This is a genomic window from Pseudomonas sp. 273 (assembly GCF_029201425.1).
Classification (GTDB): Bacteria; Pseudomonadota; Gammaproteobacteria; order Pseudomonadales; family Pseudomonadaceae; genus Pseudomonas; species Pseudomonas delhiensis.
Genome location: NZ_CP116775.1, coordinates 7,396,255 through 7,420,235, shown reverse-complemented (window position 1 = coordinate 7,420,235; position 23,981 = coordinate 7,396,255). Strand labels below are relative to the sequence as shown.

At 67.4% G+C, this 23,981-nt stretch carries 18 protein-coding genes, 2 tRNA genes and 1 pseudogene; 3 read left to right on the top strand and 18 right to left on the bottom strand.

The window, feature by feature from the left end:
- Positions 1-215: 215 nt before the first annotated feature.
- A pseudogene (locus PKO50_RS33795) lies at positions 216-2,470 on the bottom strand (YgiQ family radical SAM protein).
- 222 nt (positions 2,471-2,692) lie between these two features.
- Between PKO50_RS33795 and PKO50_RS33790 the strand changes: the two are divergent.
- The gene (locus tag PKO50_RS33790) at positions 2,693-4,573 is read left to right on the top strand and encodes a GGDEF domain-containing protein (protein WP_275628433.1); all 1,881 of its coding nucleotides are present in this window, start codon (positions 2,693-2,695) and stop codon (positions 4,571-4,573) included.
- On the opposite strand, the gene alr is transcribed toward PKO50_RS33790, so the two are convergent.
- From alr to rnr, 8 genes are all read right to left on the bottom strand, one after another.
- Complete coding sequence (gene alr, locus PKO50_RS33785; protein WP_275628432.1) at positions 4,570-5,646, bottom strand: alanine racemase; 1,077 nt, start codon at positions 5,644-5,646, stop codon at positions 4,570-4,572. The genes PKO50_RS33790 and alr overlap by 4 nt on opposite strands.
- A 244-nt stretch (positions 5,647-5,890) precedes the next feature.
- Positions 5,891-7,285, bottom strand: coding sequence for a replicative DNA helicase (dnaB, locus tag PKO50_RS33780; RefSeq protein WP_109936000.1), 1,395 nt, complete (start codon positions 7,283-7,285; stop codon positions 5,891-5,893).
- A gap of 131 nt (positions 7,286-7,416) precedes the next feature.
- Positions 7,417-7,863, bottom strand: a complete 447-nt coding sequence (gene rplI, locus PKO50_RS33775; protein ID WP_009613455.1) for a 50S ribosomal protein L9 — start codon at positions 7,861-7,863, stop codon at positions 7,417-7,419.
- Positions 7,864-7,884: 21 nt separating this feature from the next.
- Positions 7,885-8,754, bottom strand: a complete 870-nt coding sequence (locus PKO50_RS33770; RefSeq protein ID WP_109936001.1) for a hypothetical protein — start codon at positions 8,752-8,754, stop codon at positions 7,885-7,887.
- A 35-nt stretch (positions 8,755-8,789) separates the two neighbouring features.
- Complete coding sequence (rpsR, locus tag PKO50_RS33765) at positions 8,790-9,020, bottom strand: 30S ribosomal protein S18 (protein ID WP_003095634.1); 231 nt, start codon at positions 9,018-9,020, stop codon at positions 8,790-8,792.
- 29 nt (positions 9,021-9,049) lie between these two features.
- Entirely contained in the window at positions 9,050-9,466 is a 417-nt protein-coding gene (gene rpsF, locus PKO50_RS33760) for a 30S ribosomal protein S6 (RefSeq protein WP_074983333.1), read from the bottom strand.
- Positions 9,467-9,815: 349 nt separating this feature from the next.
- A complete protein-coding gene (gene rlmB / locus PKO50_RS33755; protein WP_275628431.1) occupies positions 9,816-10,565 on the bottom strand; it encodes a 23S rRNA (guanosine(2251)-2'-O)-methyltransferase RlmB in 750 nt (249 codons plus the stop codon).
- Positions 10,562-13,291 carry a ribonuclease R gene (rnr, locus tag PKO50_RS33750; protein ID WP_275628430.1) on the bottom strand — a complete coding sequence of 910 codons (2,730 nt, stop codon included), beginning with the start codon at positions 13,289-13,291 and terminating at the stop codon, positions 10,562-10,564. Before rnr ends, rlmB begins: the two co-directional genes overlap by 4 nt.
- Positions 13,292-13,497: 206 nt before the next feature.
- Between rnr and PKO50_RS33745 the strand changes: the two genes are divergently transcribed.
- Both PKO50_RS33745 and PKO50_RS33740 read left to right on the top strand, forming a co-directional pair.
- Positions 13,498-13,584: transfer RNA gene (locus tag PKO50_RS33745), tRNA-Leu, on the top strand.
- Positions 13,585-13,720: 136 nt separating this feature from the next.
- Positions 13,721-13,807 (top strand) — tRNA-Leu (locus PKO50_RS33740).
- 88 nt (positions 13,808-13,895) lie between these two features.
- On the opposite strand, the gene PKO50_RS33735 is transcribed toward PKO50_RS33740, so the two are convergent.
- The 9 genes from PKO50_RS33735 to miaA form a co-directional block, all read right to left on the bottom strand.
- Entirely contained in the window at positions 13,896-15,830 is a 1,935-nt protein-coding gene (locus PKO50_RS33735) for a methyl-accepting chemotaxis protein (protein WP_275628429.1), read from the bottom strand.
- A gap of 478 nt (positions 15,831-16,308) precedes the next feature.
- On the bottom strand, positions 16,309-17,604 hold the full coding sequence (locus tag PKO50_RS33730) for an adenylosuccinate synthase (RefSeq protein ID WP_109933813.1): 1,296 nt from the start codon (positions 17,602-17,604) through the stop codon (positions 16,309-16,311).
- A 74-nt stretch (positions 17,605-17,678) separates the two neighbouring features.
- Positions 17,679-18,857 carry an ATP phosphoribosyltransferase regulatory subunit gene (locus tag PKO50_RS33725; protein WP_109933814.1) on the bottom strand — a complete coding sequence of 393 codons (1,179 nt, stop codon included), beginning with the start codon at positions 18,855-18,857 and terminating at the stop codon, positions 17,679-17,681.
- Between the two features lie 35 nt (positions 18,858-18,892).
- Positions 18,893-19,078: a DUF2065 domain-containing protein gene (locus PKO50_RS33720; protein ID WP_009613466.1), complete on the bottom strand. Its 186-nt coding sequence runs from the start codon at positions 19,076-19,078 to the stop codon at positions 18,893-18,895.
- Between the two features lie 107 nt (positions 19,079-19,185).
- Positions 19,186-20,055, bottom strand: coding sequence for a protease modulator HflC (hflC, locus tag PKO50_RS33715; protein WP_089389994.1), 870 nt, complete (start codon positions 20,053-20,055; stop codon positions 19,186-19,188).
- Positions 20,055-21,224: an FtsH protease activity modulator HflK gene (hflK, locus tag PKO50_RS33710; protein WP_109933815.1), complete on the bottom strand. Its 1,170-nt coding sequence runs from the start codon at positions 21,222-21,224 to the stop codon at positions 20,055-20,057. The genes hflC and hflK overlap by 1 nt, the downstream gene beginning before the upstream one ends.
- Positions 21,225-21,318: 94 nt before the next feature.
- Positions 21,319-22,620, bottom strand: a complete 1,302-nt coding sequence (gene hflX, locus PKO50_RS33705) for a ribosome rescue GTPase HflX (protein WP_275628428.1) — start codon at positions 22,618-22,620, stop codon at positions 21,319-21,321.
- 12 nt (positions 22,621-22,632) lie between these two features.
- Positions 22,633-22,881 (bottom strand): RNA chaperone Hfq, encoded by a 249-nt coding sequence (gene hfq / locus PKO50_RS33700; protein WP_109933817.1) that lies wholly within the window; start codon positions 22,879-22,881, stop codon positions 22,633-22,635.
- Between the two features lie 100 nt (positions 22,882-22,981).
- On the bottom strand, positions 22,982-23,947 hold the full coding sequence (gene miaA, locus PKO50_RS33695; RefSeq protein WP_109933818.1) for a tRNA (adenosine(37)-N6)-dimethylallyltransferase MiaA: 966 nt from the start codon (positions 23,945-23,947) through the stop codon (positions 22,982-22,984).
- Positions 23,948-23,981: the final 34 nt, after the last annotated feature.

Here is a 23,981-nt window from a genome sequence, read left to right as displayed (position 1 = left end):
GAGGTGATGGTGTCAGCCGGAAACCGCTGGCGCTGCCGGCTGACTCAGGAATACCCGAGCACTCCGAACGGTCCCCTCTCCCTTCAGGGAGAGGGGCGGACTTATCCTAGGCTCCGTCGTTGCCGGTAGGCTCCGTTCGCGAGCAAGCTCGCTCCTACGAAAGCAGCCCGGGAAATGAAAACGGGGCCTTGCGGCCCCGTCGTCGGTCATGCTTCTCAGCGCGGTATGTTCGGCTGGCGCTTGGTGGTGCGCTTCTTGCCCTTGGCGTAGGCCGCTGCCTTGCCCTCCTCGTCCTTGTTCCACGGGCGCGAGCCGTCACTGGCGCGCGGCGGCAGGCCGGTGTGCTGGGTCAGCAGCGGCTTGCCGGTCTTCTTGCTGCCCACCGGCGTGGAGTTCTTGCGCCGGGCGCTCTGGTAGCCGCCGTCGCCGTCGGGCTGGTGGGTGGGGATCAGCTGGTGCTTGCCGTTGCCGATCAGGTCGGCGCGCCCCATGTCCTTGAGCGCCTCGCGCAGCATCGGCCAGTTGTTCGGGTCGTGCCAGCGCAGGAAGGCCTTGTGCAGGCGGCGGTGACGCTCGCCCTTGACGATGTTCACGCCCTCGCTCTTGTAGGTGACCTTGCGCAGCGGGTTCTTGCCCGAGTGGTACATGGCCGTGGCGGTGGCCATCGGCGAGGGATAGAAGGCCTGCACCTGGTCGGCGCGGAAGCCGTTGCGCTTGAGCCACAGGGCGAGGTTCATCATGTCCTCGTCGGTGGTGCCCGGGTGCGCGGCGATGAAGTACGGGATCAGGTACTGCTCCTTGCCCGCCTCCCTGGTGAACTTCTCGAACATCTGCTTGAAGCGGTCGTAGCTACCGATGCCCGGCTTCATCATCTTCGACAGCGGGCCCTGCTCGGTGTGCTCCGGGGCGATCTTCAGGTAGCCGCCGACGTGGTGCGTGACCAGCTCGCGGACGTACTCCGGCGACTCCACCGCCAGGTCGTAGCGCAGGCCCGAGGCGATGAGGATCTTCTTCACCCCCGGCAGGTCGCGGGCACGGCGGTACAGCTGGATCAGCGAGGAGTGGTCGGTGTTGAGGTTGTCGCAGATGCCGGGGAACACGCACGACGGCTTGCGGCAGTGCTTCTCGATCTCCGGGTCCTTGCAGGCGATGCGGTACATGTTGGCGGTCGGCCCGCCGAGGTCGGAGATCACCCCGGTGAAGCCCGGCACCTTGTCGCGGATCTCCTCGATCTCGCGGATGATCGAGTCTTCCGAGCGGTTCTGGATGATCCGCCCCTCGTGCTCGGTGATGGAGCAGAAGGTGCAGCCGCCGAAGCAGCCCCGCATGATGTTCACCGAGAAACGGATCATCTCGTAGGCCGGGATCTTCTCGCCGCCGTAGGCCGGGTGCGGCACGCGGGCGTACTGCAGACCGAAGACGTAGTCCATTTCCTCGGTGGTCAGCGGGATGGGCGGCGGGTTGAACCACACGTCGGTCTCGCCGTGGCGCTGCACCATGGCCCGGGCGTTGCCGGGGTTGGTCTCCAGGTGCAGCACGCGGTTGGCGTGGGCGTAGAGCACCGGGTCGTTCTTCACCTTCTCGAAGGACGGCAGGCGGATGACGGTGTGCTCGCGGGTCAGCCTGGGGTTGGGCAGCAACTGCACCACCTTGGCTTCGTTCGGGTCCTCCTGCGGGCCCTTGTCCTGCTCGATGGCGCAGGCGGCGGTGTCCTGGGTGTTGACGTAGGGGTTGATGATCTTGTCGATCTTGCCCGGGCGGTCGATGCGCGTGGAGTCCAGCTCGAACCAGCCCTCGGGGTGTCGCGGCGCACGAAGGCGGTGCCGCGCACGTCGGTGATCGCTTCGATCGGCTCGCCGGCCGACAGCCGCTGGGCCACTTCCACCACGGCGCGCTCGGCGTTGCCGAACAGCAGGATGTCGGCCTTGGCGTCCATCAGGATGGAATGGCGGACCTTGTCCTGCCAGTAGTCGTAGTGGGCGATGCGGCGCAGCGAGGCCTCGATGCCGCCGAGCACGATCGGCACGCCCTTGTACGCCTCGCGGCAGCGCTGGCTGTAGACCATGCTGGCGCGGTCCGGGCGCTTGCCGGCATTGCCGCCGGGGGTGTAGGCGTCGTCGGAGCGGATCTTCCGGTCGGCAGTGTAGCGGTTGATCATCGAGTCCATGTTGCCGGCGGCCACGCCGAAGAACAGGTTCGGCTTGCCCAGCTTCATGAAGTCGTCCTTCGACTGCCAGTCGGGCTGGGCGATGATGCCCACGCGGAAGCCCTGGGCTTCCAGCAGGCGGCCGATGATGGCCATGCCGAAGGACGGATGGTCGACGTAGGCGTCGCCGGTGACGATGATGATGTCGCAGGAATCCCAGCCCAGCTGATCCATCTCCGCCCGGCTCATCGGCAGGAAGGGCGCCGGGCCGAAACACTCGGCCCAGAACTTGGGATAGTCGAACAGCGGCTTGGCGGCTTGCATCACGGGCACCGGGGTATCTCTAGGAATAGGGTCGCAAAATCGCGGGCGCGGAATATAGCACAAAAAGTGAACAATTCCGACCGGGACGCTGGGGTTTTTCCCGGTGCCGGACGACCGCCGGACGGGGACGATTGGCGGCGCCGCCGCGATGGCAACTGGCTATACTCGCTCCACCGTATCAACAGGCTTGGCCGCAGCGGCCGGGAACAGGGAGTGTCAGCCGTGCGTCATCTGTGGTGTCTGTTGTTTCTCCTGCTCGGTTGCGCCAGCGCCGCGGCCCAGCCCCTGGTACTCGACGAACGGGCCAGCGGGCGCTGGCTGAACGACGGCCTGATGCTGCTGGAAGACCCGGGCGCGCGCCTGGACCTGCAGCAGGCGCGCGGGCGGGACGATGCCTTCGTGCCCGCCAGGGGCCGCACCAGCGTCGGCCAGAGCCCCAACCCCTGGTGGCTGCGCCTGGACCTCGAGCGCCAGGCCACCCCGCCCGGCGGCTGGTGGCTGGAGGTGGACGCGGTCAACCTGCTCGACCTGCGCCTGTACCTGCCCGACGGCCGGGGCGGCTACCGCGAGCTGCGCTCGGGCGAGGCGGTGCCCTTCGCCGAAGGCCGCGACCGCAGCTACCGCCGCCCGGTGTTCCACCTGCCCGCCGGCGAAGGCCCGCTGCGCCTGTACCTGCGCAGCCTGGACCCGGCCGGCAACTCCTTCCCGCTGCGCATCTGGTCGCAGGACGACCTGCAGGACCACCGCGCCGAGACCAACCTGTTCCTCGGCGGCGTCTACGGGCTGATCGCCGCGCTGCTGCTGTACAACCTGTTCATCCTGGTCAGCCTGCGCGACCGCGCCTACTTCTGGTACGTGCTCACCACCGGCTTCGCCCTGCTGTTCAGCATGGGCATGACCGGCCACGCCTTCGAGCTGCTCTGGCCGGACGCCGCGGTGCCCTGGTGGCTGAACCGCATCACCCTGCCCTCGCTGTGGGGCCTGTGCGTCACCCGCTTCACCCAGACGCTGCTGCAGACCCGCCGCAACGTGCCCTGGGCGCACCACCTGCTGACGCTGAACTGCCTGCTGTACGTCGCCTCGGTGCTGCTCAACGTCTTCGTCGGCCGCTCCGAGGCCGGCTGGGTGCTGGCCACCACCACCTTCGTCGGCATCCCGGCGGCGCTCGGCGCGGCCATCACCCGCTCGCTGCAGGGCTCCCTGCCGGCGCGCCTGTACCTGGTGGGCTTCGGCCTGGTGCTGTCCAGCGTGAGCATCTCGGTGATGCGCGCCCTGGGCGTGGTGCAGCCGTCGCCGACCACCGCCTACCTGTTCCCGGTATCGGTGGCCATGGAGTCCATCCTGTTCTCCTTCGCCCTGACCTCGCGCATCCAGGAACTCAAGCGCGAGAAGGCCCAGGCCCTGGGGCAGGCCAACCGCGAGAAGAGCGCGCGCATGACCCTGCTGCAGAGCGCGCAGAACGACCTGGCACAGGCCGTGGCCGCGCGCACCGCCGAGCTGACGCAGAGCAACCGCCTGCTGCTGGAGCGCGAGGCCCAGCTGCGCCATGCCGCGCACAACGACCCGCTCACCGGGCTGCCCAACCGCCGCTACCTGGTGGAGCATGCCGAGCAGGCGCTGCAGCACGCCCAGCAGCACGGCGAGAGCCTGGCGCTGATGCTGATCGACCTCGACCACTTCAAGCCGATCAACGACAGCCACGGGCACGACGCCGGCGACTTCATGCTCCAGCACGTCGGCCACCGCCTGCGCCAGTGCGTGCGCTCCAGCGACTGCGTGGCGCGCCTGGGCGGCGACGAGTTCGCCGCGCTGGTGTCCGGCCCCGACGCCGAAGGCCACGCCCGGGAGATCGCCGTGCGCCTGCTCAGCGAGCTGTCGCGGCCGGTGCAGTTCGACCGCCTGGAGCTGAGCATCACCCCGAGCATCGGCGTGGCCATCTACCCGCGCCACGCCCTGCAGTTCGCCAAGCTGTACAAGGCCGCCGACCAGGCGCTGTACCAGGTCAAGGGCAGCGGCCGGGCCAGCTACGCGCTGGCCGGGGAGGACGGCGGCAACGGCGACTTCTGGCTGGAGACGCTGAAGACTTCGGACCGGTTGGTCTAGGCGCTGTACTTGCGAGGCACCCGCGCAGTGACCTTGGTCAGCAGTTCGTAGCCGATGGTGCCGGCGTTGGCGGCCACCTCGTCCACCGGCAACTGCGCGCCCCAGAGTTCCACCGGGGCGCCGACGGCCACGTCGGGCAGGTCGGTGAGGTCCACCGCCAGCATGTCCATGGAGACCCGTCCGGCCAGCGGCGCGCGGCGGCCGTCGACCAGCACCGGCGTGCCGCTGGGCGCATGGCGCGGGTAGCCGTCGGCGTAGCCGCAGCTGACGGTGCCGATGCGCGATGGCCGTCCGGCCACCCAGGTGGCGCCATAGCCGACGCTCTCGCCCACCGCCACCTCGCGGATGGCCATCACCTGCGCGTGCAGGCTCATGGCCGGGCGCAGGCCCATCTCGGCCGCGCCCAGGTCGGCGAAGGGCGAGGCGCCGTAGAGCATGATGCCGGGGCGGATCCAGTCCATGTGCGCCGCCGGGATGCTCAGCACGGCGGCGGAGTTGGCCAGCGAGCGCTGGTCGAAGTCCAGGTCGAGCAGGCCGAGGAAGCATTCCAGCTGCTCTTCGGTGAGCGCGTGGCCGCGATCGTCGGCGCAGGCGAAGTGGCTCATCAGGTTCAGCTCGGCGACCTGCGCGGCGCCGCGCAGGCTCGGGAAGACCGCGCGCAGGGCCGCGGCGGAGAAGCCCAGGCGGCGCATGCCCGAATCCAGCTTGAGCCAGACGTTGAGCGGGCGCGGCAGGCTGCTGGCCAGCAGCGTCGCCAGTTGCTCCGGCCCCTGCACGGCGATGTCCAGGCGCAGTTGCGAAGCCACCCGGCACTCGCTCGGCTCGAAGCAGCCCTCCAGCAGCAGGATGCGCGCGGTGCCGTGCAGCGCCCGGACCTCGGCGGCCTCCTCCAGGCAGGCCACGGCGAAGCCGTCGGCGTCGTCATGCAGCGCGGTCACCACCTCGCGCACGCCATGCCCGTAGGCATTGGCCTTGACCACGGCAAACGCCTCGCGGCCCGGCGCGCAGCGCTTGGCCAGGGCGTAGTTGTGCTGGATGGCGGAGAGATCGATATGGGCGATGAGGGGGCGCATGGGGGTCCCGAGCTACAAGCTGAGCAGAACGAGGAGCATAACCGCCCCGCCGCCGCAGCAGCAGGAAAACATGGGCGCAGGAGCGGACCTTGTCCGCGATGGCTGGAGGTTTCGGCGCGGATCGCGGATGAGATCCGCTCCTACGCCACGCCACCCGCGGCATTCACCTGTAGGAGCGCGCCCTGCGCGCGAATCGCGGGCAGGGCCCGCTCCTACAAAAACACGGCGCTCCCCGCAGGGGGCGTTATTCGTCTTCGAAGTTGTACATCCCCGGGGCGAGGTTCTCGAAGCGCGTGAAGCGTCCGAGGAAAGCCAGGCGCACGGTGCCGATGGGGCCGTTACGCTGCTTGCCGATGATGATTTCGGCGACGCCCTTGAACTCGGTCTCCGGGTGGTACACCTCGTCGCGGTAGACGAACATGATCACGTCGGCGTCCTGCTCGATGGCGCCGGATTCGCGCAAGTCGGAGTTCACCGGGCGCTTGTTGGGGCGCTGTTCCAGGGAGCGGTTGAGCTGCGACAGCGCCACCACCGGGCAGTTGAATTCCTTGGCCAGGGCCTTGAGCGAGCGGGAGATCTCGGAGATCTCGTTGGTGCGGTTGTCGCCGGAGGAGCCGGGGATCTGCATCAGTTGCAGGTAGTCGACCATGATCAGGGCGATCTCGCCGTGCTCACGGGCCAGGCGCCGGGTGCGCGCGCGCATTTCCGAGGGCGAGATGCCGGCGGTGTCGTCGATGAACAGCTTGCGTTCGTTGAGCAGGTTGACCGCCGAGGTCAGGCGCGGCCAGTCGTCGTCGTCGAGCTTGCCCGAACGCACCTTGGTCTGGTCGATGCGGCCCAGGGACGAGAGCATACGCATCACGATCGAGTCCGAGGGCATCTCCAGGGAATACACCAGCACCACCTTGTCGGTGCGCAGCACCGCGTTCTCCACCAGGTTCATGGCGAAGGTGGTCTTGCCCATGGACGGACGGCCGGCGACGATGACCAGGTCGGCCGGCTGCAGGCCGCTGGTCTTCTCGTCGAGGTCGGTGAAGCCGGTGGAGATGCCGGTGAAGGCGTCGTTGGTGTTGAACAGGTGGTCGATCCGGTCGATCGTCTTCACCAGGATGTCGCCGATGCCTACCGGGCCGCCGGTCTTCGGTCGCGCCTCGGCGATCTCGAAGATGCGCCGCTCGGCCTCGTCGAGCACCTCGTTGGCGCTGCGGCCTTCGGGGTTGAAGGCGCTGTCGGCGATGTCGCTGCTGATGCCGATCAGCTGGCGCAGGGTGGCGCGCTCGCGAATGATCTGCGCATAGGCCTTGATGTTCGCCACCGACGGGGTGTTCTTCGCCAGTTCCGCCAGGTAGGCCAGGCCGCCGACCTGGGCCAGCTGGCCTTCGCGCTCCAGCAGTTCGGAGAGCGTCACCACGTCGATCGGCTGGCTGCTCTCGGCGAGCTTGTACACCGCGCGGAAGATCAGCCGGTGGTCGTGGCGGTAGAAGTCGCCATCGGACACCGCGTCCGAGACCCGTTCCCAGGCGTTGTTGTCGAGCATCAGGCCACCCAGCACCGCCTGCTCGGCTTCGATCGAATGCGGCGGCACCTTGAGGGATGCCGTTTGCAGGTCGTACTGCTCGGGGACGGTGATGTCGTTCATGGGCTCGGCGTAAAGGAATCAGGGGGCAGCAGAAAAACAAAGGGCACGATACCGCTCGGCGGTACCGTGCCCGATGTTAGCGAACTGCCGCGTCCACGCAAGGTGTGCACGGCGTCGCAGCGACGGATCGCTTACTCGGCGACGACGACCACGTGCAGGGTCGCTTCGACGTCGGTGTGCAGTTGCACTTCGATGTCGTATTCGCCGACGGTGCGCAGGGCACCGTTGGGCAGGCGCACTTCGGCCTTTTCCAGCGGGTAGCCGGCAGCGGAAACCGCTTCGGCGATGTCGCGGGTGCCGATCGAACCGAACAGCTTGCCTTCGTCGCCGGCGTGGGCGCCGATGGTGACGATCAGTTCGGCCAGCTGGGCGGCGCGAGCTTCGGCGTCAGCCTTCTTCGCGGCGGCAGCCTTTTCCAGCTCGGCGCGGCGCTCTTCGAAAGCAGCGACGTTGGCCGGGGTGGCGGCGGTGGCCTTGCCCTGCGGCAGCAGGTAGTTACGGGCGTAGCCGCCCTTGACGTTCAGTTTGTCGCCCAGGTTGCCCAGTTTGGCGATCTTTTCCAGCAGGATGACTTCCATTTGAGTCTTACCTCTTAACTTTTAACCTTCACCGTTCGTGGAGCCCTGGCGACGTACCAGGCGACCACGAAAATCAAACAGACTATCGACGACAGCAACCAGACAGATCACATTCCCCAGCACCAGCGCCAGGCCGTACAACAGCACCAGCCAGAACCCCGGCAGGCGTTTCAGCGCGACCAGCCCGTGGCCGAGCGCGAGCCCGGCCAACAGCAGCGGCACGGTGCACAGCGGCGCCACCACGGCGAACTGCGGGCCCAGCAACGGCACCACCAGCACGCCCAGCAGCAGCGCGATGGCCACCGGCGGCGCCAGGCGCAGCGCGCGGAACTCGCGGCCGAACCCTTGCGGGTTGTACAGCGCCGCTTGCCAGTAGCGCGCCAGCATCAGGCACAACAGGCTGATCAGCTGCAACGAGGCGGCCAACAGGCCGGTAATGGCCGGGACCAACCCCGCCTGCAGCTCGGCCTGCTGGTCCGCCGAAAGCTTCGCTTCCGACAGCACCTGCGGCAGCACCTTGCCAAACGCCTCCGCCAGGCCTGCAACCAGGCCGGCGGACACCGTGCTCAACAGCAGCACGAAGAACACGCCCAACACCACGCTGGCCAGCATGACCCGATTCCAGGACATGCTGGTGCGCAACACCTGCGCCAGGGCCGCCGAACCCAGCATCACCAGGGTGACCGTGGGGTCGCCCAGGTACCACCAGGCCAGGGCCGGGAGCAGCGCCCAGGCCAGGATGCCAATGGCATCGCTGGCTCCACGGCGCAGCAGCACCAGGCTGCCGGCGGCGGCACCGAGCCAGAAGAACGGCTGCAGTACCGCGGCTGCGACGACCACCAGGGTCGCCTGCATGCGGCCTCGCATGACGAATTCAGCCAATGCGCGCATGCGATCTATCCATCAAAGCTACGTCGACTGCCCGATCAACGGCCGTGGCTGTCGGTGTAGGGAAGCAGGGCCAGGTAGCGAGCGCGCTTGATGGCGGTCGCCAGCTGACGCTGGTACTTGGCCTTGGTGCCGGTGATGCGGCTCGGAACGATCTTGCCGGTTTCGGAAACGTAGGCCTTCAGGGTGTTGAGATCTTTGTAATCGATCTCCTTGACGCCTTCAGCGGTGAAACGGCAGAACTTACGACGACGGAAGAAACGTGCCATGTTATCGGCTCCTCAATACTGGTCCGGGATTACTCGTCGGCGCTGTCGCGGCTGTCTTCGCCGTCAGCGGACTCGTTTTCGTTGGCGTCGGGACGCTCACGGCGCTCGCGGCGCTCGTTGCGGCTCTCTTCGGCCTTCAGCATTTCGGACTGGCCGGTAACGGCTTCGTCGCGACGGATCACCAGGTTACGGATGACGGCGTCGTTGTAGCGGAAGTTGTCTTCCAGCTCGGCCAGGGCCTTGGCGCTGCACTCGACGTTCAGCAGAACGTAGTGAGCCTTGTGCACGTTGTTGATGGCGTAAGCCAGTTGACGACGGCCCCAGTCTTCCAGGCGGTGAACCTTGCCACCGTCTTCTTCGATGACCTTGGTGTAACGCTCGACCATGCCACCGACTTGCTCGCTCTGGTCCGGGTGAACCAGGAACACGATTTCGTAATGACGCATAAATGCTCCTTACGGGTTGCAGCCTGCCGACGATGCGGTCAGGCAAGGAGTGAATGTCTTTTTGACTTGCCGACGGGTGGACGCGTAAACGCCTGCCCGGACGGCAAGGGGCGACATTCTAGGGAAAGGGGTGGGTTGGCGCAAGGCGGATTGATGAATAATTGAGCAGCTACAGGCTACAGGCGAAGAGCATGTGCGGGGCTCTTCGTAGGAGCGAGCTTGCTCGCGAACCGGGTGGGCACGGTGCCGGGTTTGGTTCGCGAGCAAGCTCGCTCCTACAGGGGGACGGGACTGGCTCTTCGCTCTTGCCTGCAGCTTGTCGCTTGTCGCTTGTCGCTTGCAGCCGCTCTTAGGCCTTTTTCACCTGGCGCTGGCGGACGATCTCGAACAGGCAAACCCCGGTGGCCACCGACACGTTCAGGCTGCTGACGCTGCCGCCCATGGGCAGCTTGGCCAGGTAGTCGCAGTGCTCGCGGGTCAGGCGGCGCATGCCCTTGCCCTCGGCGCCCATGACCAGCACCGTGGGCCCGGTCAGGTCCAGTTCGTAGAGGGTCTGGGTCGCCTCGCCGGCCGTGCCGACCACCCACAGGCCGCGTTGCTGGAGCTTCTCCAGGGTGCGCGCGAGGTTGGTCACGGCCACCAGCGGGATGACTTCGGCGGCGCCGCAGGCGACCTTGCGCACGGTGGCGTTGAGGGTCGCCGACTTGTCCTTGGGCACGATCACCGCCAGCGCACCGGCGGCATCGGCGGTGCGCAGGCAGGCGCCGAGGTTGTGCGGGTCGGTGACGCCGTCCAGGGCCAGCAGCAAGGCCGGCCCCGGGGTGCGCTCGAGCAGTTCCTCGAGCATGTTCTCGCCCCACACCTGGCTCGGGCTGACCTCGGCGACCACGCCCTGGTGCACGCCCTCGGCCCACTCGTCGAGCTCCTTGCGGTCACGGGTGCCCACCGGCACCCGCATTTGCCCGGCCAGTTCCACCAGCGCCTGGACCCGCGGGTCGTGCCGGCCCTCGGCCAGCCACAGCTGCTTGACGCGCTTGGGGTGATGGCGCAGCAAAGCCTCCACGGCGTGCACGCCGTAGACCTTTTCCCACTGGCTCATGGCTTCGCCTTACGCTTGCTTGCCGCGTCGCCCTGGCCGGTGCCTTCCGCCTTGGGCTTGGACGGCCCCTTGCGATGCTTGCTCGGCTTGGCGGCCTTGGCCTTCTGCTTCGACGGCTTGCGCGGCTTCTCCGCAGCGGCCTTGGCGTTCTTCGCCGGCGTGCCCTGGGCCTTGGCCGGCGGCCGCTTGCTACCCACCTTGGCTTCGTCGAGCAACGCCTGCTTCAGCGCGCGGCTTTTCCTGACGTCGGTGTTGCCGAGCATCTCGTCGGCCTTGGCGAGCATTTCCGGCGCGACCGAGGGCAACGCCTGGACCACGCCGACCTTGCGCTTGCGCGGCTGCACACCGGGCAGCGGCGGCTCCGGCACTTCCTGCGCCAGCTCGCGCGGCTGGCCCTTGGCCCTGGCCGGCTTGGCGGCCTTGGCAGGTTTGCCGGGCTTGGCCGCTTCGGCCTTGTCGCCGCGCTTCTTGCGACCGATGGGCGCGCTGAGCACGTTGTCGGCCAGTTCGAAGTCGATCTTGCGCTCGTCCAGGTCGACCCGCGCCACCACCACCTGGGTGGTGTCGCCGAGGCGGAAGCTGCGCCCGGTGCGCTCGCCGGCCAGGCGGTGGTGCACGGCGTCGAAGTGGTAGTAGTCGCCGGGCAGCGCGGTGACGTGCACCAGGCCTTCCACATAGATGTCGGTCAGCTCGACGAAGATGCCGAAGCCGGTGACCGCGGTGATCACGCCGTCGAAGGTCTCGCCGACGCGGTCGCGCATGTATTCGCACTTCAGCCAGTTGGTGACGTCGCGGGTGGCCTCGTCGGCGCGCCGCTCGGTCATCGAGCACTGCTCGCCGAGCTGCTCCAGGCGCGGCTCGTCGTACGGGTAGATGCGTGCCTTGGCCATGCTGGTGGCGCCGGCGCGCTGCACCAGGTCGGTCTCGCGCTTGGAGCGGACCACGCTGCGGATGGCGCGGTGCACCAGCAGGTCCGGGTAGCGGCGGATCGGCGACGTGAAGTGGGTGTAGGCCTCGTAGTTCAGGCCGAAGTGGCCGTGGTTCTCCGGGCTGTACACCGCCTGGCTGAGCGAGCGCAGCATCACCGTCTGGATCAGCTGGAAGTCCGGGCGGCCCTGGATGGACTCGAGCAGCGCCTGGTAGTCGCCGGGGGTCGGCTCGCCCTTGCCGCGGTAGAGGGTCAGGCCCAGCTCGCCGAGGAACTGCCGCAGGTTGTTCAGCTTCTCCTGCGGCGGGCCATCGTGGACGCGGTACAGCGCGGGGATTTCCAGCTTCTCGAGGAACTTGGCGGTAGCCACGTTGGCCGCCAGCATGCATTCCTCGATCAGCTTGTGCGCGTCGTTGCGCTGGGTCGGGCGGATCTCCGAGATCTTGCGGTCGGCGCCGAAGACGATGCGCGTCTCCTGGGTCTCGAAGTCGATGGCGCCGCGCACGTGGCGGGCGGCGACCAGCACCTTGTACAGGTCATAGAGGGTGCGCAGGTGCGGCACCACGTTCGGCAGTTGCTCGGCCAGGCGCGCGGCCTCGGGGCTGTCCGGGGTCTCCAGGTACTGGCTGACCTTGGTGTAGGTGAGCCGCGCGTGGGAGTGGATGACCGCCTCGTAGAACTGGTAGCCGGTCATCTTGCCGGCCTTGGACAGGTTCATCTCGCAGACCATGGCCAGGCGGTCGACCAGCGGGTTCAGCGAGCACAGGCCGTTGGAGAGGATTTCCGGCAGCATGGGGATGACGCGCTCGGGGAAGTACACCGAGTTGCCGCGCTTGGCCGCCTCCTCGTCCAGCGCCGAGCCCACTTTTACATAGTGGGAGACGTCGGCGATGGCGACGTACAGCTTCCAGCCACCGCCCTTGCGCTTCTCGGCGTAGACGGCGTCGTCGAAATCGCGGGCGTCCTCGCCGTCGATGGTCACGAACGGCAGGGTGCGCAGGTCGACGCGTTTCTCCTTGTCCTTCTCCGCCACTTCGGGCTTGAGCTTGGCCGCTTCCGTCTCCACGCCCTGGGGCCAGACATGGGGGATGTCGTAGCTGCGCAGGGCGACTTCGATCTCCATGCCCGGCGCCATGTAGTCGCCCAGCACTTCCACCACTTCGCCCTGGGCCTGGCGGTGCACGCTGGGCCACTGCTCGATGCGCACCTGGACGAACTGGTTGTGCTTGGCGGTGCCGTTCTTGCCCGGGGCGATCAGCACTTCCTGCTGGATCTTCGGGTTGTCGGCGACCACGGTGCCGATGCCGCCCTCTTCGAAGTAGCGGCCGACCAGTGTCTCGTGGGCACGCTCGATCACCTCGACGATGGCGCCTTCGCGGCGGCCGCGGCGGTCGAAGCCGGAGACCCGCGCCAGGGCGCGGTCGCCATCGAACACCAGGCGCATCTGCGTGGGGCTGAGGAACAGGTCGTCGCTGCCGTCGTCGGGAATCAGGAAGCCAAAGCCGTCGCGGTGGCCGGCGATACGGCCGCGGATCAGGTCGAGCTTGTCCACCGGGGCGTAGGCGCCGCGGCGGGTATAGATGAGCTGGCCATCGCGCTCCATGGCGCGCAGGCGACGGCGCAGGGCTTCTTCCGACTCCTCGTCGGCGAGCTTGAATTCTTCCAGCAGTTGCGCGCGGGTCGCAGGCGCGCCGCGTTCGGCGAGGTGCGCCAGGATGAGTTCGCGGCTGGGGATGGGGTTTTCGTATTTTTCCGCTTCGCGGGCGGCCTCGGGATCGAGGGTTTGCCAATCGGCCATCAGGGTGAGAGCACCTTATTCGTCTATAGATATGAGCGTCATCTGCTTATTGAAGCGCGAAATCCGCTCGTCGGTCAGCTTTGACCAAGAATAAATTTTTTATCGCATCAGGGGTTTACAAGCCAAAGTGGGCTCCGTATAGTTCGCGCCCACAGCGTCACTGAGACGTTGTAACACGGAAACGATGAGCAATCATCGCATCCAGTGCCCAGGTGGCGGAATTGGTAGACGCACTAGGTTCAGGTCCTAGCGGTGGCAACACCGTGGAAGTTCGAGTCTTCTCCTGGGCACCATTTTTCACGATAGAGCCAATGGCTGTATCGCGGCGGTTCGGAACCCTGATAACCGGACATTGAGACGCCGAAGCGACCGAAAGGTTGCAATACCGCAAGACGATGAGCGATCATCGCACCCCATGCTGAAAAGCATGCCCAGGTGGCGGAATTGGTAGACGCACTAGGTTCAGGTCCTAGCGGTGGCAACACCGTGGAAGTTCGAGTCTTCTCCTGGGCACCATCTTCAAGCGAAAAAGCCGAGCACTGCTCGGCTTTTTCGTTTCCGTCGTTCGCAGGTGCGGGCCGGGCACATCGCCCAGCCCCTCCCCTCATGCCTTGAACTGCCCCAGGCTGGCGCGCAGCTGCGCCGCCAGGCCATCCAGCACACGCCCGCTGCTGGCGGTTGCCGCCACGGCTTCCGCGGCGCGCCCCGCCTCGGCATGGATCACCTCGACACGCCCGCGCACCGCGACCGCACCGGCGGCCTGCTGCTCGGCGGCATGGGCCGCCGACTCGATGGCGCCATGCACCTCCTCCACGGCCCGCTGCACTTCGCGCTGCAGGCGCTCGCTGTCATGCAGCGCGGCCAGCCCCTGCACCGCCTGCTCGCGCGCCTGGCCGATGGCCTCCACCGCCTCGCGCGCGCCACGCTGCAAGGCGTCGATATGCGTCTGGATGTCGCCGGTGGATTGCTGCGTCTTGCTCGCCAGCGCCCGTACCTCGTCGGCCACCACGGCGAAACCGCGGCCGCTCTCGCCGGCGCGGGCCGCCTCGATGGCGGCGTTGAGCGCCAGCAGGTTGGTCTGCTCGGCGATGCCGTGGATCACCGAGAGCACCACCTCGATCTGCTCGCTCTGCTGCGCCAGCTTCTCGATCACCCCGGCGCCGCTCTGCACGCGGGACTCCAGGGTCTCGATGAGGCCACCGACGCGCCGGGCGATGGCGGCGTTGTCGTCGGCCGCCTTGCGGATGGATGCCACGCGCAGCAGCGCCTCCTGCATGGCCTGGCTTTCCAGCTGGGCCTCCGCGGCCATACCGGCAAGCGCCTCCAGGCTGCCCGCCACCTCGTTGCGCTGGCGGTCGGCGGCCGCCTCGGCGCTGGCGCTGCGCGAGGCCAGCGCGGCGATCTCGCTGCCGGTACGCTGCGCCACTTGCCCCGCCTCGCGGACGATGGGCTGCAATTTGTCGACGAAGCGGTTCACCGCGGTCGCCATCTCACCCACCTCGTCACGGCTGTCCAGGCGCACGCGGCGGGTCAGGTCGCCCTCCCCGGCCGCCAGGTCGTCGAGCGCATCGATCAACAGGCGCAGGCGATTGACCACCCGCCGCCCGAGCACCAGGGCCAGCACCAGCAGCACACCCAGCCCCACCAGCAACAGCCCCAGGCCGATGTGCCAGCGCAGGCTGCTGGCGGAAGCTTCCACCGCGCCGCGGGCGCCCTGGCTCATCTCGCCGGCCGCCTGCTGCGCCGCCTGCAGGCGGGCACTCAGCGCCTTGTTGCTGTCCGCGGCGGCGCCGGCCAGGCTGTCGGCCACCAGCTGGTCGCCACTGGCGATCAGGGCGGAGAAGCTCTTGTCCAGGGCCTCCACCTGCTTTTCCACCTCGGCCGTGGAAATGCCCAGGCGCACGGTACCTATCACCACGCCATTGGGGCTGATGGGCACGCTGGCGAGAATCACCGAATCGTCGTGGGCCGCCGCCTCCAGCACCTTGTCCAGGGCGCGCTCGCCCTGGCCCTTGGCGAGCAGCGCCTGGATGCGCGGGTCCTCGCGGTTGAGGTAGCGCGTCAGGTGCTGCCCCTGGGCATCGTCGTAGACCACGAAGAGCACGTTGGGGTTGGCCTGGGCGCGCCGGGCGTATTCGGAGAGCGTCGGCACGTCGTTGTCCCACATGGCCTTGGGCGCCACGGCGGCGAGCAGTTGGGCGAGCTGCTCGGCGGATTGCCGCAGGCTCTGTTCGAGGCTCCGGCGGGTTTCACCACGCTCCTCCTCCAGGCGCGCCGACAAGGCGGCGCCAAGGCGCTCGCGGGTGCGGGCGGACAACTCGGTCAGCCCGGAACTCAGCTCGCCACCGGCGCGCTCCAGTTCGCCGGCCAGGCGCTGCGACTGGCCGCCCAGGCGTTCGCCCAGGTCGGCCACCAGTTGGTCCACGGTACTGCGGGTGAGCCACAGGGCGATCAGCAACTGCACCAGCAGCGCCAGGCCCAGGGCGATGAACACGGGGCGCAGCAGGCGGCTGCGCAAAAGCGAAAGGACGGCGGACACGGAGTGCCTCCTCGGGTAACGGAATACTGGCGCGGGATGCGCCGATGCCATTTGCCAGCAAGGGGCGTGCCGTCGAGGTGGCCATTTACCGGCGGAGTGGGGTTGGGGGCTTTTTCGTAGGAGCGAGCTTGCTCGCGAAGGGTGTTTATTGGTGAGCGTTTGGCGTTCGCCCCGATAGCCCCCTCTCCCTGAAGGGAGAGGGGACCGTTCGGTGTGTTTGGATACTTTGGAGTCAGCCGGCAATGCCGAAAGCTACCGGTTGAAATTTAGATTTCAGCCGGCACGGACTGCCCCCTCTCCCTTCAGGGAGAGGGCTGGGGAGAGGGAAGAGTCAAACCAAGGCACCGTAGCCACAGGCGAGCAGGGTTCGCGAGCAAGCTCGCTCCTACGAAGAGCCCCAGCCCCAAACGAAAAAGCCGCTTCCCCATCAGGAGAAGCGGCTCTTCACACCCTTCGCAGCAGCTAGCGCCGCGACGGATCAGCCGAACGGATGGCGCAGGACGATGGTCTCGTTGCGGTCCGGGCCGGTGGAGATGATGTCGATGGGCGCACCGACCAGCTCCTCGATGCGCGCGATGTAGGCGCGAGCATTGGCCGGCAGGGCTTCCAGGGTCTTGGCGCCGACGGTGGATTCGCTCCAGCCCGGCAGCTCCTCGTACACCGGCTGCAGGCCGATGTAGCTGTCGGCGTCGGTCGGCGCATCGACCAGCAGTTCGCCGGCGGCGTTCTTGTAGCCGGTGCAGATACGCACGGTTTCCAGGCCGTCGAGCACGTCCAGCTTGGTCAGGCACAGGCCGGACAGGCTGTTGATCTCGATGGCGCGACGCAGGATCACGGCGTCGAACCAGCCGCAACGGCGGGCACGGCCGGTGGTGGCGCCGAACTCGTGGCCGACCTTGGCCAGGTGCGCGCCGACGTCGTCGAACAGCTCGGTCGGGAACGGGCCCGAACCCACGCGGGTGGTGTAGGCCTTGGTGATGCCCAGGATGTAGTCCAGGTACAGCGGGCCGAAACCGGAGCCGGTGGCGGTGCCGCCGGCGGTGGTGTTGGAGCTGGTGACGAACGGGTAGGTGCCGTGGTCGATGTCCAGCAGCGAGCCCTGGGCGCCTTCGAACATGATGTTCTGGTCGGCGCGGCGCAGGTCGTGCAGGGTCGAGGTGACATCGGCCAGCAGCGGCTTGAGCTGCTCGGCGTAGGCCATGCACTCGTCCAGGGTCTTCTGGAAGTCGACCGCCGGCTCCTTGTAATAGTTCTGCAGGACGAAGTTGTGGTAGTCCAGCAGCTCGCCCAGCTTGGCGGCGAAGCGCTCGCGGTGGAACAGGTCGGCCACGCGCAGGCCGCGACGGGCGACCTTGTCTTCGTAGGCCGGGCCGATGCCGCGGCCGGTGGTGCCGATCTTGGCGTCGCCGCGGGCCTTCTCGCGCGCCTGGTCGAGGGCCACGTGGAAGGACAGGATCAGCGGGCAGGACGGGCTGATGCGCAGGCGCTCGCGCACCGGTACGCCCTTCTCTTCCAGCTTGACGATCTCGCGCAGCAGCGCATCGGGCGCCAGCACCACGCCGTTGCCGATCAGGCACTGCACGCCTTCGCGCAGGATGCCCGACGGAATCAGGTGCAGCACGGTCTTCTCGCCGTCGATCACCAGGGTGTGGCCGGCGTTGTGGCCGCCCTGGTAACGAACCACGGCAGCAGCCTGGTCGGTGAGCAAGTCGACGATCTTGCCTTTGCCCTCATCACCCCACTGGGTGCCCAGGACTACGACATTCTTACCCATAACACTTGTCCCCATCGTGGATATTCGGTGCCGGCCTCGGCCGGCGGAAACTCGCGGTGCCCGTCGATCACGGGTCAGAAGGGCACCACCTGCCAATTGCCTTCGCGCAGCTGCAGTTGCGCATCGCAACCCGCCTCGCGCGCCGAAGCCGCATCCTGCCCGGGCAGCGCCTGAACCACGCGCCGTCCGTCGCGGCGCAGCTGCTGCACCGCCTGCCAGAGGCCGGCCCCTTCGGCCGGCGCCCAGATGCCTTGCACCGGCGCGTCCAACTGAGCCTGGCCCAGGGTCACCAGGGTCTTCAGGTCGGTGGAGAAGCCGGTGGCCGGCCGCGCACGGCCGAAGTCGGCGCCGATGTGGTCGTAGCGACCACCCTGGGCGATGGACTCGCCGACGCCGGGCACGAAGGCGGCGAACACCACCCCCGTGTGATAGTGGTAGCCGCGCAGCTCGCCGAGGTCGAAGTACAGCGGCAGCTGCGGGAAGCGTTGCGCCAGGGCGTCGGCGATGGCGACCAGGTCGGCCAGGGCGGCCTTGACCACCGCCGGCGCGCCGGCCAGCACTGCGGCGGCCTGCTCCAGCACCTCGCGGCTGCCGCACAGCTCGGCCAGGGCGCGGAGCATGCCGGCGAGTTCGGCCGGCAGGCTGTCGGTGAGCGCGGCGACTTCATCCACCGCCTTGCGCTGCAGGGCGTCGAACAGGGCCTGCTCGGCCTCGCCGGAAAGGCCGGCGGCACGGGCCAGGCCACGGTAGATGCCGACGTGGCCGAGGTCCATGTGCACGTCCGGCACCTCGGCCATGGCCAGCATGTCGAGCATCAGGCTGATGACTTCGACGTCGCTCGCCGGGCTGGCGTCGCCGTAAAGCTCGGCGCCCAACTGGATCGGGCTGCGCGAGGTGGCCAGGGCACGCGGGCGGGCATGCAGCACGCTGCCAGCGTAGCACAGGCGGTTCGGACCTTCGCGGCGCAGGCTGTGGGCGTCCATGCGCGCCACTTGCGGCGTGATGTCCGCACGGAAGCCCATGAGCCGGCCCGAGGCCGGGTCGGTGACCTTGAAGGTGCGCAGGTCCAGGTCCTGGCCGGCACCGGTCAGCAGGGACTCCAGGTATTCGATGTGCGGGGTGACGACGAACTCGTAACCCCAGCGCTGGAACAGATCCAGCACCTGACGCCGGGCTGCTTCGACGCGCGCCGCCTCAGGTGGCAGCACTTCTTCGATCCCATCTGGCAGCAGCCAGCGGTCTACCGTTGCCATGTCGCCTCTCCCCTTTCAGCCGGGCGGCAATTCATCTAGTGAATCCAGTAAAGAAGGCCGGTGCCGAGCAGCATGCTGCCCAGCCCGATGAGCCGCAGGCGCCGGTCGTCGAGGCGACCGAGCCCGCTGACGGCCTCACGCCAGCCACGCGGATACAGGAAAGGGAGGATGCCCTCCAGCACCAGCAACAGACAGAACGCTTTGCCGAATTCCTGCCACATGGCCCTTGTACACAGATCTCGCGGACGCAAAAAAGCCGGGATTTCCCGGCTGACCCATGATAACACGTTTTCTCCGGCGGGCGCTGCCGCCCGCCGGAGAACCCCACTCAGGGCTTGGACTTCTCCAGGTAACGGAAGAACTCGTTTTCCGGGCTCAGCACCAGGACGTCCTTCTTGTCGGCGAAGCTGTCGCGATAGGCCTTGAGGCTACGGGTGAAGGCGTAGAACTCCGGGTCCTGGCTGTAGGCCTTGGCGTAGATCGCCGCCGCCTTGGCGTCGCCCTCGCCGCGGGTTTCCTCGGACTGCCGATAGGCCTCGGCCAGCAGCACGCGGCGCTGGCGGTCGGCGTCGGCGCGGATGCCCTCGGCCAGCTCGCGGCCCTTGGCGCGGTGCTCGCGGGCCTCGCGCTCGCGCTCGGTGCTCATGCGCTCGAACACGCTGCGGTTGACTTCCTTCGGCAGGTCGATGGCCTTGACGCGCACGTCGATGACCTCGATGCCCAGTTCCTTCTGCGCCATGCGGTTGAGCGACGCGGTGATGTCGCCCATCAGGGCGTCACGCTCGCCGGACACCACTTCGTGCAGGGTGCGCTTGCCGAACTGGTCGCGCAGGCCGGCTTCCAGGCGCCGCGACAGGCGCTCGTCGGCGATCTGCTTGAGGCCCGAGGTCGCGGTGTAGAAGCGCTCGGCATCGGAGACGCGCCACTTGGCGTAGGCGTCGACCATCACCGCCTTCTTCTCCAGGGTGAGGAAGCGCTGGGTCGGCGAGTCCAGGGTCAGCAGGCGGCCGTCGAACTTGCGCACCTGGTTGACGTACGGAATCTTGAAGTGCAGGCCGGGCTGCACGTCCGGCTCGACCACGCGACCAAAGCGCAACAGCACCGCACGCTCGGTCTGCTGCACCACGTAGATGCTGCTCCACAGCGCCACGGCAGCCACCACGGCGGCGATCAGGGCGATCAGGGACTTGTTACTCATCAGCGGCTCTCCCTGGTGCGCAGGTCACGTTGCTGCAGGTCGCTGGCGACCCGCGAGCCGATGTCCGGCGTGCTGCTCGTCGTGCCCGTCGCGCCACTGCCCGGGGTCGCCGAGCCACGGCCGTCGATCATCTTGTCCAGCGGCAGGTAGATCAGGTTGTTCTGCCCCTGCTGCCCGGTGACCAGCACCTTGCTGCTCTGCGACAGCACGTCCTGCATGGAGTCCAGGTACAGGCGCTCGCGGGTCACCTCGGGCGCCTTGCGGTACTCGGCGACCAGCTTGCTGAAGCGATCCGCCTCACCCTCGGCGCGGGACACCACCTCGTCGCGGTAGCCGTTGGCTTCCTCGATGATGCGCTGGGCCTGGCCACGGGCTTCGGGCACCACGCCGTTGGCGTAGGCCTCGGCCTGGTTCTTCTCGCGCTGTTCGTCTTCACGGGCGCGGATCACGTCGTCGAAGGCTTCCTGCACCTCGCGCGGGGCGGCGGCGCTCTGGATGTTCACCTGGGTGACGGTGATACCGGTCTTGTAGGTGTCCAGGAAGCGCTGCAGGCGATCGCGCACATCGGTGGCCATCTGTTCGCGGCCCTCGGTGAGGATCTGGTCCATGGTGGTGGAACCGGCCACGTGGCGCAGGGCGCTCTCGGTGGCGTGCTGCAGGCTGACCTCGGGCTGGTCGACGTTGAGCACGAAGTCCTTCAGGTTGCTGATCTTGTACTGCACGGTCAGCGGAACCTCGACGATGTTCTCGTCCTCGGTGAGCATCTGCCCCTGCTTGCTGTAGGCACGCTCGCGGGTGACGTTCTCCTGGAACCGGCGGTCGATCGGCGGGAAGTAGAAGTTCAGGCCCGGGCCCACGGTGTCGTAGTACTTGCCCATGCGCAGGATGACCGCCTGCTCCTGCTCGTCCACCACGTAGATGGCGTTGTACAGCCAGAGCACGGCGAGCACGGCCAGGCCGATGCCGAACAGGCCCAGGCCACCGCCCTTGCCGCCGACGGGGCTGCCGCCGCGCGGTTTCTTGCCGCCGAAGATGCGATTGAGGCTGTCCTGCAGCTTGCGGAAGGCCTCATCGAGATCCGGAGGGCCCTGGCGGCCGCCACCACGGCGCCCACCCCAGGGGTCCTGATCATTCTTGTTCGAGTTGTCACCCGGCTCGTTCCAAGCCATAGCGCTCTCCATCTAGTAACGCGAAACGCGCCTGCGGCGCGACCACCCATGCTACCGAATGCCCGCCTCGGTGCCAAAAGCACCGTCCCGGGCTTTATTGCAAAGTGTGTTGCGCAATGAACTCCGCCGGCTGCCATCCCTCGCGACTGACCAGGCGGTTCAACTCGACACGCGGCAGGCGAACCTGCAAAACGGCGCGTCCCTGCTCGTCATGGTCCTCGGACTGCACCGCACCCAGCTCGAAGAACTGTGCGCGCAGGCGCCCCAGGCGCTGCGGCAGGCAGAGCGTACCGACGAACAGGTCGTCGCCCAACAGCTCGGCCACCGCCTTTTCCAGCAGTTCCAGCCCGCGCCCGTCACGGGCGGAGAGCCAGACCCGCACCGGCTTGCCGGTCTCGTCGCGCTGGATTCGCGCGTCCATTCCCGGCAGCAGGTCGATCTTGTTGTACACCTCGAGCATCGGCAGCTCGTTGGCGCCGATCTCGGTCAGCACCGCGTGCACCTGCTCCACCTGCGCGTCGCGCTCCGGCTCGTGGGCGTCGATCACGTGCAGCAGCAGGTCGGCGTTGCTCGACTCTTCCAGCGTAGCGCGGAAGGCCTCGACCAGCTTGTGCGGCAGGTGACGGATGAAGCCCACGGTGTCGGCCAGCACGACCGGGCCGACGTCCTCCAGCTCGAGCCGGCGCAGGGTCGGGTCGAGGGTGGCGAACAGCTGGTTGGCCGCGTAGACCTCGGACGTGGTCAGGGCATTGAACAGCGTGGACTTGCCGGCGTTGGTGTAGCCGACCAGCGAAACCGAGGGGATTTCCGCCCGGCGCCGGCCACGGCGGGCCTGTTCGCGCTGGCTGCGGACCTTCTCCAGGCGCTGCTTGATCTGGCGGATGCGTGCGCGCAGCAGGCGGCGGTCGGTTTCCAGCTGGGTTTCACCCGGGCCGCGCAGGCCGATACCGCCCTTCTGCCTTTCCAGGTGGGTCCAGCCGCGCACCAGGCGCGTGCTCATGTGCTCGAGCTGGGCCAGTTCCACCTGCAGCTTGCCCTCGTGGGTGCGGGCGCGCTGGGCGAAGATGTCGAGAATCAGACCGGTACGGTCGAGCACCCGGCATTCGAGGACGCGTTCGAGGTTGCGTTCCTGGCTGGGCGTCAGGGTGTGGTTGAAGATGATCAGCTCGACTTCCTGGGCTTGCACCAGGTCGCGCAGCTCATCGACCTTGCCACTGCCGATCAGGAACTTGGCCGACGGCTGATGGCGCGAAACGTTGACGAACGCCACCGACTCCGCACCCGCCGAACGGGCCAGCTCCTGGAATTCCTGCGGGTCTTCGCGCGCCTCGGGGTCCTGACCTTCCAGATGCACCAGGATGGCCCGTTCCCCACCACCCGGGCGCTCAAAGAACAAGGCGGGCTACCCTCAAGCGTTGCCCGGCTCGACCGGTTGATCGCCGCTGGGCAGACGCACCGGACGGCTGGGCACGACGGTGGAAATGGCGTGCTTGTAGACCATCTGGCTGACAGTGTTCTTCAGCAGAATCACGAACTGGTCGAAGGATTCGATCTGACCTTGCAGTTTGATGCCGTTCACCAGATAGATGGAGACCGGTACGCGTTCTTTACGCAGGGTGTTCAGGTAAGGGTCTTGTAGCGAATGCCCTTTTGACATATGCCGCACTCCTTTAGGGAATCAATAGATTTAGTAGTAGTCGAATGGCTTCTTGCCGTCGGTAACCCCAAGGATAGACGGCTGAATTATGGTCTCGAACCTATATGGAGACCGCCTCAAGATATTTCAAGGCACGCGGCAGATTGTCGCCTGCCAGACTGTCCAACCAGTGTAGATGGCCCCAGCTGCGCAGCCAGGTGAACTGGCGCTTGGCTAGTTGCCGGGTGGCAATCACGCCGCGCTCCTCCATCTCAGCGTAGGACAGTTTGCCCTCGAGGTATTCCCATACCTGTCGGTAGCCCACGGCACGAATGGATGGCAGCCCGGCGTGCAAGTCGTCTCTCGCGCGAAGTGCTTCGACCTCGGCGATGAAGCCCTGTTCCAGCATCTGACGAAAACGTTGCGCGATTCGCGCGTGCAGTACCTGGCGCTGCTGAGGTGCAATCGCCAGTTGCGCCACAGTATACGGCAATTGCGCCCCGCCTGGCGCGCTGGCACCGGCATTTTCAGCCGCCTGGCGACGACGGTGGTCGCTCATCGACAAGCCGCTGACGCGTTGCACTTCCAGCGCCCTGACCAGGCGTTGCGGGTCGTTGGGGTGGATGCGTGCCGCCGACTCCGGATCGACCCGCTGCAGCTCCGCATGCAGGGCCGCCCAGCCTTCGGCCGCGGCCCAGGCCTCGAGTTCGGCGCGCACCGCCGGATCGGCGCCGGGCATGTCCGCCAGGCCTTCCAGCAATGTCTTGAAATACAGCATGGTGCCGCCGACCAGCAGGGGAATGCGTCCCGCCGCGGTGATCTCGGCCATGGCCGCCAGCGCGTCGGCGCGGAATTCCGCCGCCGAATAGCTTTCGGCCGGGTCGCGGATGTCGATCAGGCGGTGCGGGAACTGTTCGAGTATCTCCCTGGACGGCTTGGCGGTGCCGATGTCCATGCCCCGGTAGACCAGCGCCGAATCCACGCTGACCAGCTCGCAGGGCAGCAGCCGCGCCAGTTCCAGCGCCAGGTCGGTCTTGCCGGCGGCGGTCGGGCCCATGAGGAAGATGGCGGGAGGCAGGGAGGACATCGGCAACTCTTCGGCGCAACGGGCGCGCGCCAAC